General features: G+C 68.3%; 7 protein-coding genes. 6 read left to right on the top strand and 1 reads right to left on the bottom strand.

Features of this window, described 5'->3' with window-relative positions:
- Window positions 1–23: 23 nt before the first annotated feature.
- The 4 genes from AB5J56_RS12100 to AB5J56_RS12085 all read left to right on the top strand — a co-directional run bounded on the left by AB5J56_RS12100 (window position 24) and on the right by AB5J56_RS12085 (window position 6,661).
- A complete protein-coding gene (locus tag AB5J56_RS12100) occupies window positions 24–206 on the top strand; it encodes a hypothetical protein (RefSeq protein ID WP_369232704.1) in 183 nt (60 codons plus the stop codon).
- 254 nt (window positions 207–460) lie between these two features.
- Window positions 461–1,537, top strand: coding sequence for a lytic polysaccharide monooxygenase (locus AB5J56_RS12095; RefSeq protein WP_369232703.1), 1,077 nt, complete (start codon window positions 461–463; stop codon window positions 1,535–1,537).
- A gap of 368 nt (window positions 1,538–1,905) precedes the next feature.
- The gene (locus tag AB5J56_RS12090) at window positions 1,906–5,184 is read left to right on the top strand and encodes a GH92 family glycosyl hydrolase (RefSeq protein WP_369232702.1); all 3,279 of its coding nucleotides are present in this window, start codon (window positions 1,906–1,908) and stop codon (window positions 5,182–5,184) included.
- Window positions 5,185–5,296: 112 nt separating this feature from the next.
- On the top strand, window positions 5,297–6,661 hold the full coding sequence (locus AB5J56_RS12085) for a hypothetical protein (protein WP_369232701.1): 1,365 nt from the start codon (window positions 5,297–5,299) through the stop codon (window positions 6,659–6,661).
- A gap of 27 nt (window positions 6,662–6,688) precedes the next feature.
- Here AB5J56_RS12085 and AB5J56_RS12080 read toward each other — a convergent pair whose 3' ends face one another.
- Window positions 6,689–10,489: a GH92 family glycosyl hydrolase gene (locus AB5J56_RS12080; RefSeq protein WP_369232700.1), complete on the bottom strand. Its 3,801-nt coding sequence runs from the start codon at window positions 10,487–10,489 to the stop codon at window positions 6,689–6,691.
- Between the two features lie 512 nt (window positions 10,490–11,001).
- Here AB5J56_RS12080 and ngcE point away from each other — a divergent pair.
- Window positions 11,002–12,453, top strand: coding sequence for an N-acetylglucosamine/diacetylchitobiose ABC transporter substrate-binding protein (ngcE, locus tag AB5J56_RS12075; RefSeq protein WP_369232699.1), 1,452 nt, complete (start codon window positions 11,002–11,004; stop codon window positions 12,451–12,453).
- 61 nt (window positions 12,454–12,514) lie between these two features.
- On the top strand, window positions 12,515–13,438 hold the full coding sequence (locus tag AB5J56_RS12070) for a carbohydrate ABC transporter permease (RefSeq protein WP_369232698.1): 924 nt from the start codon (window positions 12,515–12,517) through the stop codon (window positions 13,436–13,438).

Here is a 13,438-nt window from a genome sequence, read left to right as displayed (position 1 = left end):
GGCAGCCGAGTTCTCCTCGGCGGGTGACGTCTCGTGGCACCCGAGGAAACCAGGCACCGGCCCCGCTCGCGGGCGCGTACGGCGCCACGCAGGGCAGTGGCGCCCCCCAGAAGCACGTGCACTCCGTCACCCGCACGCCGAACGGCAACGACTACGGGAGGAAGCTGCTGCGCCAGCACTATCTGACGTCGCCTCACCACCGGTGAGCAGACGGGCGCTTGAGGCCTGAGGGTCTCAACGTCCCGCGTACACACGTGAGTTCTCAGTCATGGCGAGGGCCGCACCCATCCGGGTGCGGCCCTCGTTGCGCTGGACGTTTACAGAGGTCCCGCCGCGCGCTAGCTTCACCGGTGAGTGAGGTGGGAGCGCTCCCATCAGCCGGCGGACCGGAACCCGCCGTGCCGGGACCGCTTCCACCTCGCGCGGAACCCCCACGGCATCGAGCGAAGGAGCTCTTGTCATGCACTTAACAATTCCGCGATTACCGTCACCTTCCCGCACCCGCCGCAGGGCCCTTCTGCTCGTCCTGCTGGCCCTGCTCACCACCGTCCCGGCCCTCGGTCTGGTGGTCACCGCCGGCGGCCGCGCGGCAGCCCACGGCACCCCCATGAAGCCCGGCAGCCGTACATTCCTGTGCTGGCGCGACGGACTCACCGACACCGGTGAGATCAAGCCCGTCAACCCGGCCTGCAAAGCGGCGCAGCAGGTCAGCGGCACCACGCCGTTCTACAACTGGTTCTCGGTGCTTCGCTCCGACGGCGCCGGCCGCACCCGCGGCTTCGTGCCCGACGGGGAGCTGTGCAGCGGCGGCAACCCCAACTTCACGGGCTTCAACCTCCCGCGCAACGACTGGCCGCTCACCCACCTGACCTCGGGCGCGACCGTCGACTTCTCCTACAACGCCTGGGCCGCGCACCCGGGTTGGTTCTACGTCTACGTCACCAAGGACGGCTATGACCCGACGAAGGCGCTCACCTGGAACGACATGGAGGACCAGCCGTTCCTGAGCGTCGACCACCCGCCGCTCAACGGCACACCGGGCACGGTCGAGGCCAACTACTCCTGGAGCGGCAAGCTCCCGGCCGGCAAGTCGGGCCGCCACATCATCTACATGGTCTGGCAGCGCTCCGACAGCGCGGAGACCTTCTACTCCTGCTCCGACGTCGTCTTCGACGGCGGCAACGGTGAGGTGACGGGCATTCACGACCCGGGCAACCCGACCGATCCCGTGCCCGGCGAGTGCTCCGCCACCCGTCGTACGACCAACAGCTGGAACGGCGGCTATCAGGCCGAGGTGACCGTCAAGAACACCGGCGACGTGCCCATGCTCGGCTGGATGGTCGACTGGACGCTGCCGAGCGGGCAGTCGGTGGCCAGCCTGTGGAACGGGAACGCGACCTACAACGGTCAGGAGGTGATGGTGCACAACGCCGACTGGAACGGGTCGCTGAGTCCCGGCGGCACCTCGACGTTCGGCTACGTCGTCCAGGGCTCGGGTGACGATCCGTCAACGACGCTTCCCTGTCGGGTCGGTTGAGCTCGCTCAGGGCGGACCGGGTGGGTGTTCGGGACTCACCCGGTCCGCGAGCCCGAGCGCGGTCGGGGGAGTCCCGGCCCGGGATGGAGCGTGGCTTGTGACATCGACGGCCGTGGCGTGCGACAACGTTGTCGAGTGGTCTATACAAGACTACCGTCTCAACGGACAACGATGTCAAGTCAGTTGACCTCGACGGCAAACCGTTGCCCCACCGAGGTGTGCCGCGCCGCTGCTCCCGACGGGTGACACCCAGGGCGTGCCTCCGGTGCCGTACGCGGTCTTCCGTGGTACCGGTGGCGCACGTTACTGTCCCTGCGGCTTGTGCGACCCGTGGTGCGCGACCCGTCCGAAGGAGGAGGGGCCGCGTCATGCGTTTCCGTCCGTCATCCGTGCTGCTCGCCGTCGTTCTGACAGCCGGCAGCGCCCTCCCGGCTCTGGCCGCACCCGCGGCCGCCCCACCGGACCCGGTCCGGGACCCCACTCCGTACGTCGACCCGCTCATCGGCACCAGGAACGGCGGCAATGTCTTCCCCGGCGCCGTCGTGCCGTTCGGCATGCTCTCCTGGAGCCCCGAGAACACCCGCGGCGACGCGACGCGTACGGCGGCCCCGGGTGGCTACCAGTACGACGCCACCCGCATCCGGGGCTTCAGCCTGACCCACATGTCCGGCACGGACTGCGCGGGCGGCAGCGGCGACATCCCGTTCTTCCCGTACGCCGGTGACGTCACCTCCTCCCCGGCGAGCGACACGAAGGACGCCGTGTACGCCGCGGACTTCAAGCACACCGACGAGACCGCGGAGCCCGGCCACTACAAGGTGGGGCTCTCCTCGGGGGTCACCGCCGACCTCACGGCGACCGCACGCACCGGTTCGGGCCGCTTCACCTTCCCCGCCGACAAGCCTGCCTCGCTGCTGATCCGCGCAGCCAACTCCGAGGTGGGCTCCACGACTTCGGACCTCCGCATCGACCCGGCGACCCGCACGGTCTCCGGCTCCGTCACCTCGGGGAACTTCTGCGGCCACCTCGACCCCGAAGGCCGACGCGCCTACTACACCCTCCACTTCACCGCCCGCTTCGACCGTGACTTCAAGGCGACCGGCACCTGGCAGGACGACAGGCTGAGCCCGGGCTCCACCGAGGCGAGCGGCGGCACCGGCGGGTTCGCGCAGGGCGGCCGTCCCGTCGCGGGCAAGGGCGCCGGCGGCTACGTGGAGTTCGCGCCCGGCGCGGATCCCGTGAACGTCAAGGTCGGGATCTCGTACGTCAGTCGGGCGGGCGCGGAGGCGAACCTCGCGGCAGAGAACCCGCCGAACAGATCCTTCGACGCCGTCCGCGAGGCCGCCCGCAGGGCCTGGCGCGACCGGCTGGGCGCCATCGGGGTCGGCGGCGGCACGGAGGCCGAGCGCACCACCTTCTACACGGCGCTCTACCACTCCCTCCTGCACCCGAACGTCATCAGCGACGCCGACCGCAGATACCGGGGAAGCGACGACAGGGTGCACGTCGTGAGCCGCGGTCACCGGGCGCAGTACGGCACCTTCTCCGGCTGGGACGTCTACCGCTCCCAGGTCCAGCTGCTGACCCTGCTCGATCCGCGCACCGGCTCGGACATCGCGCAGTCGCTCCTCGAACTCGCCCGGCAGAACGGGGGAGTCTGGGACCGCTGGCTGCACGGTGCGAGCGGCACGCATGTGATGAACGGCGATCCCTCGGCGCCCGCCCTCGCCGGCATCAGGGCCTTCGGCGGCACCGGCTTCGACCTGCGCGGCGCGCTGGATTCGCTGGTGAAGGCGGCGACGGTACCGACAGCCCAGGATCTGTCGTCGGCGGGCAAGCCGGTGCTGTCCGTGGGCCAACGCCCGTCCCTGGACAAGTACATGGAGCACCACTACATGCCGTCCGTCTCCAACGCCTGGGGCGGCGCGGCGGAGACCCTCGAAATGTCGGGCGCCGATTTCGCGATCTCCCAACTCGCCCGCGCGGCAGGGGAGAAGAGCACGGCGGCGATCTTCGCCAAGCGGTCCCAGTGGTGGCAGAACAACTTCAACATCGCCGCCGACCCGACCGGCGGCTACATCGCGGGCCGCAAGGCCGACGGCAGCTGGGTCACCGGCTTCACCCCGGCCACCGGCAACGGGTTCGTCGAGGGCACGGCCGCCCAGTACACCTGGATGGTGCAGCACAACCCGGCCGGACTCTTCGCGGCGATGGGTGGCCGCGACAAGGCGACGGCCCGCCTGGACGCCTTCTTCCACAACGCCGACGGCAGCTGGGCCTTCTCGGGCAGCGGCGGCGACAAGTCCGAGCTGGACAACGAGCCCTCGGTGAACGTGCCCTACCTGTACGCCTACGCGGGTGCCCCCTTCAAGACGCAGGAGACGGTCCGCGCGGCGATGGGCAAGCTCTGGTCGACGCAAGCAGGCGGCATCCCCGGCAACGACGACCTCGGTGAGATGTCGTCCTGGTACGTCTTCTCCGCGCTCGGCATGTACCCCCAGGTGCCGTCCCGACCCGAACTCACCCTGGCCTCACCGCTGTTCCCCCGAGTCGAGATCAACCGCCCCGGCGGCAAGGGCATCCACATCCGCGCGACGGGAGCCGCCGCGGGCTCCCCGTACATCCAGGCGCTCAAGCTCAACGGCCGTACCAGTGACCGCCCTTGGCTCCCCGCCTCCTTCGTCCGCGACGGCGGCACCCTCGACTACACGCTCTCCGGCACCCCGAACCGCACCTGGGGCACCGACGCGGCCGACGCCCCGCCGTCCTTCCGTGCGGGCGAGCAGCCGTACCAGATCGGTGTGGGGCCGACGGCGGCGACGCTCGCGCCCGGCGGCAGCACGAAGATCCGCATCCGTGCGCTCGCGCTGAGCGGCGGCACCGGGCCCGAGGTCCGCTTCCGGGTGCAGACCCCGGACGGCGTGACCGCGACCCCCGCCGAGGGCACGGTGACCGACGGCTCCCAGGAGATCACCCTGACCGCCGCGGACAGCGCCGAACAGGGCTTCCACGACGTCAAGGTCACCGTCACGTCCGACGGCACGTCGTACGAGCAGCCGGTCGCCCTCACCGTCGCGGCCCCCGGCTCGCTGCTCGCCGCGTACGACAACACGGGGATCTCGGACGACGACGGTGAGCACGACGAGGCCGACTTCGACGGCGGCGGCTGGAGCTACTCCCGTCAGGCCCTCGCCGCCGCGGGCCTGACCTCCGGCAAGCACGGCACGGTGTCCGGCGGCCTCGCCTTCGTCTGGCCCGACTCGCCGTCGGGCCGCCCCGACAATGCCTCGGCGACCTCTCAGCTCATCGAACTGCCCACGCCCGCCACGCAGTTGAGCTTCGTCGGCAGTGCGGTCAACGGCAACCAGGCGACCAAGGCGATGGTCACCTACACCGACGGCAGTACGGACGCCGTCGACCTCTCCTTCACCGACTGGACCGTCGGCGGCGGAGGCGGCACCGTCCAGTACGGCAACGAGGTTGTCGCCAAGGCCGCGTACCGCAATGTCGCGGGCGCCGACAAGGACCCGGTCGCCACGTACGTCTTCGCGACCAGGCCGTTCACGGCTCCGGCGGGCAGGATCATCAGCAGCGTGAAACTGCCGGACAACGCGGACCTGCACGTCTTCACTCTCGCCGTGAACTGAACTCCCTCTGGAACCAGGGCAGTCCGCCTCCGCCGGTGCTCTCTCCGGCGGAGGCGGTAGCGTGTGCGATTCCGGCGATCTCGGAAGGTCATTTCTGACGGGCGGAGGAGCCATGCGCGAGCGACCGGCAGTATCGCGGCCCCTGGGCGTCTGTCTGGCACTGGTGATGCTGCTGGGCGGACTCGCGGGGTGCGGTTTCACCCGCGCCGCGGAGAAGAAGTCGTGGATGTCGGTGCCGGATCTGTTCTATCTGCGGCCGCAGGGCGACCACTCCGGCCCGACCAACAAGGTGCCCTTCCACGTCCAGGCCGAGGACGTGAAGGCGAGGAGCTCGTACGGAACGCAGGACCATGAGCTGACGGTGGACGTCACCGGATCCGAGGGCGCGGTACGGCTCGAGATCGCCGACATCCGCAAGAAGAATCCCAGGTGCGCGGGGGACGCCGCCCGCGTCGTCTGCCACGTGAGCGGCGCCTACAACAGTTGGTCGGATCTGGACCGGGTCTATCCGGTCGCCGCTCCGGGCAGCAGACCCGGCGACAGCGGCCTGGTCCGCTTCAGCTTCAGCACGCAGAAGGGGAAGGCGCTCAGCGCCCGTACCCGGGTCGTCGTCGGCGAACCCGTGGTGAAGGTGGGCACGACCAAGGTGTTCAAGGACGTCGAGCCCGGCTCCGTCCTCAGCACGCCGGTCGTGGTCCGCAACACCGGAGAGGTGCCGGTGCGGGGCGTCGGCCTGAAACTCGTCGTCGACTCGGGTGTGAGTTTCGAGCACCAATACGGCAACTGCCGCTACCCGGAACCCCAGAAGAGCTCCGTCGCGGTGTGCGAGTTCCCCGGGCTGCGCATCCCGCCCGGCCGGGCGATCACCCTGCACCCGGCCCTGGCTCTGAACGTCCCCACGACGCAGATGTACGGCTCGTTCCATCAGGAGGCGTGGGCCCTGGACATGGGGCCCTCGAAGTACAGCGTGGTGCCGAAGGGCGGTGACCACGGCGACGGCCCGCAGCTGACGGCCGCCACCGCGAAGGGGGCCGACCTGAAGGGGACGTTCGCCGGCGGGGAGGTGTGGAGCGAGGTACAGGTGGACACCCACGCCGACTTCGAGGTCTTCGCCGTCGAGGCGCACGGCGCACCCGACTCCGAGCGGACCGTGCACCTGAGGGTCCGCAACAACGGGCCCGCCACCCCCGGAGGCACGAAGTTGTTGTTCACCCCGCCGCCGGGCGCCACCGTGGTGAAGCAGCCCATGGAGGCGATCGACGAGGACGTGTACGAGCCCTACTGCGACCTGGACCAGGGCACGTACTCGTGCATGGTGCAGGGCGGCCTGGAGGCCGGGAAGACGCGCACCTTCGACTTCACGCTCCGGCTCGGCGCCCCCGGCGAGGGCAGCGTGCGGGTGACGGACCTCCGCGAGTCCAGCCGCCGCGACCCCGACCCCGCCAACGACACGGCACCGGTTACCGTCCTGCCGTAACCGGTGCCGCCTGCGGTGGGGTGGGCGTCAGGCCAGCAGTTCCACCTCCGCCAGCGTCGCCGTACCGTCGAGGACCAGGCGGTAGTGCGGGTACGAGCCCGGGTCCGCGACCGTGAACGCCCGCGTCTGTCTGTCCCAGGCGAAGGACTCGCCGGAGCGCTTGTCCACGTCGGTCCACTCGGTGCCGTCCGCCGAGCCCTGGAGGACCCAGCCGGTCGGCGCCTTCGTGCGGTCCGACGACGTCAGCGTGTACTGAACTCCCTTGGCCCGGCCGTCGGTCGGCAGCTCGGCCGACGTGATGCTCGCGTCGGTCGCCGAGGTGTTGTCGAAGAGCGCGCCGGGGCCCTTGAGGACATCCGCGCGGGGCGAGGGCACCTTGTCGTCCTTGGTGATCGACACCGGCGCCGCGTTCTTCCCGGTGCCCCACGCGGACGGCTTCGAGCCCATGTCGAACCAGAGCGTCCCGCCGCGTTCGAGCAGCTCGTGCGGGAGCGAAGTCGACGTCCACGTGCGGCCGTTGACCTTCACGCCGTGCACGTACACGTTCTTCGCGCTGTTCCTCGGCGCCCTGATCACCAGGTCCTTGCCGTTCTCCAGATGGACGGTCGCTTTGGTGAACAGCGGGGAGCCGATGGCGTATTCGCCGCTGCCCATCACCAGCGGGTAGAAGCCGAGCGAGGAGAAGAGGTACCAGGCGGACTGCTCGCCGTTGTCCTCGTCGCCGTGGTAGCCCTGGCCGATCTCGCTGCCGGTGTAGAGCCGGGAGAGCACCTCGCGGACGTTCACCTGCGTCTTCCAGGGCTGCCCGGCCGCGTCGTACATGTAATTCACGTGGTGGGCCACCTGGTTGGAGTGCCCGTACATGCCCATCCGTACGTCACGGGCCTCCGTCATCTCGTGGATGACCCCGCCGTAGGAGCCGACGAACTCGGGCGAGGCGGTCTCCGGCGTGGCGAAGTACGTGTCGAGCTTCTCCGCGAGCGCGCTCCGGCCGCCGTACAGGTTCGCCAGGCCCCGGCTGTCCTGCGGCGCCGTGAACGCGTACCCCCAGCCGTTGGTCTCCGTGTAGTCGTAACCCCACACGCGCGGGTCGTACTTGGCCGACTCGACCCGCCAGTCGCCCTTCGCGTCGCGTCCCTGGAAGAAGCCGGCCTTGGAGTCGAAGAGCTTGACGTACTCCTGGGCCCGGTTGAGGAAGTACGCGGACTCCTCCCGGTAGCGCTTCCTGCCGGTCTTCTTGTAGAGCTCCTGGCCCATTCTCGCGATGCCGTAGTCGTTGACGTAGCCCTCCATCGCCCACGAGAAGCCCTCGTTGGTGTCGGTGCTCGTGTAGCCGAGGAAGAGAGACGTGGCCATGCCCTTGCGGCCCACTCCGGACGTCGGCGGGACGACCGTCGCGTTCTTCAGCGCCGCGTCGTACGCCGCCTCCGCGTCGAAGTGCACGCCCTTCACATAGGCGTCCGCGAACGCCACGTCCGACGAGGTGCCGGTCATCAGGTCCGCGTACCCGGGTGAGGACCAGCGAGAGGTCCACCCGCCGTCCTTGTACTGCTGCACGAACCCGTCGACCATCTCACCCGCTTGATGAGGCGTCAGGAACGAGTAGGCCGGCCAGGTCGTCCGATAGGTGTCCCAAAAGCCGTTGTTGACGTACACCTTGCCGTCGACGATCTTCGCGCCGGTGTGGGTCGGGGTGTCCGGACCCGGCATCGGGGAGAACGGCGAGGCGTACTGGTCCTTCGAACCGACCCTCTCGAAGCCGGAGTTGGGGTACAGGTACAGCCGGTACATGCTGGAGTACAGCGTCGTCAGCTGGTCCGGCGTCGCGCCCTCCACCTCGACCTTGCCGAGCAGTTGGTCCCACTGCTCCTGGGCCCGCGCCTTGACGGCACCGAAGGACGTGCCGTCGGGGATCTCCTGGCGCAGGTTGTCCTTGGCCTGGTCGATGCTGATGAGCGAGGTGGCGAGGCGCAGGGTGACCGTGTGGTCGGCGCCGGGCTTGAACCTCAGGTACCCCTTGACCCCGCTGGAGTCGCCGTCGGTGACGGGCGCGTCGAAGACCCCGTACACGAAGAGCCGGGTCGCCCCCGTCGACAGCCCGGACTTCACGTCCGAGTAGCCGGTGACCACCCCGGCGGCCTTGTCGAGCGTCAGCCCCGCCTGCTCCGTCACGTTGTCGAAGAGCACGCTGGCGTCGTCACCGGGATAGGTGAAGCGCAGCGCCGCCGCGTGGTCCGTGGGCGCCATCTCCGCCCTGAGACCGTTCTCGAAGGTCACCCCGTAGTAGTACGGGCGAGCCGTCTCGTTCTCGTGCCGGAAGGTGAGGGCGCGGGCGGTGCGGCCGGTGTCCGGGGTGCCGGAGGCGGCCGACGGCATCACCTGGAAGGTCTGCCGGTCGCCCATCCAGGGGCTCGGCTCATGGCTGGCACTGAACGCCTGGATGGTGGGCAGGTTGTCCCCGTTGTTGGCCCGCGCGTAGTCGTAGAGCCAGCTCAGCGAGCCCGCGTTGGTCACCGGCGTCCAGAAGTTGAAGCCGTGCGGCACGGCCGTCGCGGGGAAGTTGTTGCCGCGCGAGAAGCCGCCGCTGGAGTTGGTGCCGCGGGTGGTGAGCGCGTAGTCGGAGAGGTGCGCCTTCGGCTTCTCGGGCGCCGCGGCCTTGAGCGCCACGTCGTCGAGCCAGCCACGGAATTTCGCGGGCCCCTTCGGGGAGTCGTACGCCACCAGGATCCGGTCGACCGTCTTGCCGACCGCGACCGAACCGATCCGCGAGACCACGTTGTTCCACTGGTTGACGTACAGGGCCTTCGCCGCGCCCTGCCCCTGCGGCGTCAGCGCGAACCCGTGGCTGTCGGTCGCCCTGAGATCGCTCAGATGGGTGCCGTCGGTGAACGCCAGGTCCACGGACACGTTCGTGGCGTCGTAGTCCCGGTCGCCGTCCGCCATCGACGGGAAGATCCGGTACGACAACTCGGTGTCCCACCGGACGGCCACGTTCACGTCGAAGACCTTGTTGTACGAGTAGGCCCGGCCGTCCGCCTTGTGCGTGCCCGCGTATCTGAGGGCCCGCTTGCCGGTGAAGCCCGCGCCCGCCTTGGCGGTGGGGGAGCCGCTCGGGCCGCGGTCCACCAGCGACAGCATGTCCTTGGGTGCGGGCTCCGCGCCGCCGCCCGTCGAGAACTGGACATCGGCGAGCTGGAGGATGTCCCCGCCGTTGTTCTTCGTGACGTCGAGCCGGAAGTGCCGGTACTCGACGGGACTCGCGATGTCGTACGTCTTCGTCCGCAGCCGCTCGGAGAACGCCTCACCCGCGCGGGTGTCGAGGGTCTTCCAGTCCTTGCCGTCGGTGGAGCCCTGAAGGGTCCAGTCCCTCGGGTCGCGCTCGTCGTGGTCGTTGGCGGACGTCAGCGCGTACGTGACCACCTTCACCGGGGCGTCCAGGTCGAACTCCGCCCAGCCGGTGGGCTCGAACGTCAGCCACTTGGTGCTGGGCTCGCCGTCGACGAGGTTCTCCTTCACCTCGCCCGCGCCCGTGTTCTCGCCGCTCGCCCGGACGTCGGTGACATGGTCCGTCACATTGCCGGGGATGCCGCTGCTGTAGCCGCCGTCGACGCCGTCGGCCCGTTTGGTGCCGTCTGGTGATGTATCAACTGTATTGATCCAGTCCGGTACGGGATCACCCGACTCGAAAGAGGAGGCGAACTCCCGGTCGGCGGCCGCCGCTCGGGCGGGCAGGGCGACTGCCGCGCCCTGCGAGGCCGCCACCAGGGCCAGTGCCGCCACTCCCAGGACCGCCGGACAACCCCATCTGCAACGAGCTCTGTGATGCATGCGAGAGCACCCTCCCTGCGCGGTGGACAACGTTGTCACAATCGCTGCGCAAGGATCAGTAGGGGGTCAAGTTGTCAGTGATGTCAAGGGTGTTGGATGCGGCATCCGGGGGGCATGTCGTACCAGTGGTGATTTATCGCGCGCACGGCGGGAGACCGCGCGGTGTGGATCTTCGGGCGGTCGGCGCACAGACGTCTCATATTTCCGAGAGGTCTCAACTCGGAAAAGACCCACTGCCAACCTTGCATTCGATCTTGCTCCGCTGGCGGGAAGTGGACTATACCTGTCGGCGTCTGCCCCGCCGTTCGATCGGTCGGGCACGAGCCCCGGGGGAGGCGGAAAGGGTGGTTTGACGTGCCGTGCACACCGACTGCCGTGTATTCCCACCGATCCCGGAACATCACGTACTGAGTACTGCCTGCACTTCCTGTACGACCCCAGCTTGACCTGACTGCGGTGCCGGGGAGGATCCGGTTCACCGCCTGAGTCCTGACGAAGGCGAGGACTTGAGCATGGGATCCACTTCCGCCGAGAACAGCAACACCGAGGGCGTCGGCCGCCGCGATCTGATCAAGCGGTCCGCTGCACTGGGCCTGATCTCCATCCCCACGATGAGTTTCCTGTCCGCGTGTGCGAGCAGTGACAGCGGTTCGGACAAAAAGGCCAAGGCCGGCAAGAAGACGACGAAGAACCCGCTGGCCGTCAACGAGACGGCTGGGCTCTCCGTGGTCATCTTCGACGGCGGTTTCGGTACCAAGTACGCGACCGACGCCAACGCCGAGTACAAGAAGGCGTTCCCCAAGGTCACGATCAGTTTCCACAAGACCCAGAAGATCCAGTCCGAGCTGCAGCCCAAGTTCAACGGCGGCACTCCTCCGGACCTGATCGACAACTCGGGCGCCCAGCAGATGGACATGGGCGTCCTCGTCGGCAAGAAGCAGCTGGCCGACCTGACGCCGCTCCTCGACGCGCCGTCGATCGACGACCCGAGCAAGAAGGTCCGCGACACGCTGCGTCCCGGCATCGTCGAGATGGGCCAGTTCGACGGCGACCCGGTGTGGATCATGTACTACGCGTACACGGTCTACGGCGTCTGGTACTCGCAGACCGCCCTCGAGAAGCTCGACTCGACGTACCCCGAGGACTGGGACGCCATGCTCGCGCTCTGCGCGAAGGCGAAGAAGAAGGGCATCGCCGGCTGGACGTACGCGGGCAAGTACCCGTACTACCTGCCGTTCTCGCTCTACCCCTTCATCGCCAAGATCGGCGGCGTCGAGGTGCTCGACGCGATCGACAACCTCGAGCCGAACGCGTGGAAGAACCCCGCCGTCAAGGCCGCCTTCGAGGCGTACTACGAGCTCTACAAGAAGGGTTACATCCTCAAGGGCACCCCCGGCATCGACCACATCCAGTCGCAGACCGCCTGGGCCAAGGGCAAGGCGCTCTTCATCCCGAACGGTTCATGGGTGGAGAACGAGTCGGCGAACGTCATCCCCAAGGACTTCAACCTCGGGGTCAGCGGTCCCTCCAGCCTCGACAGCTCCGACAAGATGCCGTTCGGCACCATCTGGGCGTCCGGCGGCGAGCCGTTCATCGTGCCGGCCAAGGCGGCGAACGTCGCGGGCGGCATGGAGCAGCTGCGCATCATGCTCAGCGAGGCCTCGTCGAAGAACTTCACCAGCCAGGTCAAGTCGCTCACCGCGCTCAACGGCGGCACCGAGGGGGTCGACCTCACCCCGGGCCTCAAGTCCGGTGTCGCGGCCCTGGACAAGGCCGGCACCAACGTCGTCAACCCGCGTCTTCAGGACTGGTACGTGAAACTCCAGAAGGAGCAGATCGGTGTTTCCGGTCTCGGCGAGATGATGGCAGGGCGACTGACCCCGGCCGAGGCCATCAAGAAGATCCAGGGCTACGCGGACGCCACGGCCAAGGACTCGTCCATCAAGCACTACAAGCACCAGTAACAGCGACTGTGCTCACGCGTCACCGGCGGCGGCGGCCGCGAATCGATCGGGGTCGGTAACCATGCAACACGGCAAGTACCGGTTCATCGCGGGGTTCTTGGTGATCCCTCTGGCCTTGTACGCCATTTTCGTCATCTGGCCGTTCATCCAGGCGATCTACTACTCGTTCACCGACTGGACCGGCCTGAGCCCCGACTTCAAAATGGTCGGATTCGCCAACTACACCAGAATGCTGCACGACGACATCTTCTGGAAGTCGTTGCGGCACAGCCTGGTGTTCGCACTGCTGCTGCCGCTGGTGACGCTGGGCCTCGCGCTCTTCTTCGCCTTCATGCTCAACGTCGGCGGGCGGCGCCGAAAGGGCGCCGCCATCGCCGGAGTGCGCGGCTCCGGTTTCTACAAGATCGCCTATTTCTTCCCGCAGGTGCTGTCGATCGCGATCGTCGCCATCCTCTTCCAGTTCGCGTACAACCCCAACGACGGGTTGATCAACGGGACGCTGAAGGGAATCGGTCTGGACAGCATCCAGCCGGACTGGCTCGGCGATCCCGCGCTCGCCCTCTGGTGTGTGATGGCGGTGCTGCTCTGGAGCACGGTCGGATTCTTCGTCGTGCTGTTCTCCGCGGGAATGGCCTCGATTCCGAAGGACTTCTACGAGGCCGCCCTTCTCGACGGCGCGAGCCGGTTCACCACGTTCTTCAGAATCACCCTTCCGCTGCTCTGGGACACCGTGCAGTCCGGCTGGGTCTACATGGGAATCCTGGCCCTGGGCGCCGAGGCGTTCGCCGCGGTGCAGATCATGACCGTCGGTCCGGGTGGTCCCGACTACTCGACCACGGTCCTTCCGCTGTACGTGTACCAATCGGCGTTCCGCGACGCGAACGCCGCCTACGCAACGACGATTGGTGTCGCTCTGCTCGTCGTCACGCTGCTCTTCGCGGCGGTCGTGATGCGGCTGGGCCGGCGCGAGCGGCTGGAGTACTGA

This window comes from Streptomyces sp. R21 (assembly GCF_041051975.1).
GTDB lineage: Bacteria > Actinomycetota > Actinomycetes > Streptomycetales > Streptomycetaceae > Streptomyces.
The sequence above is the reverse complement of the archived record's forward strand: the minus strand, read 5'-3'. Positions and strand labels throughout refer to the sequence as shown.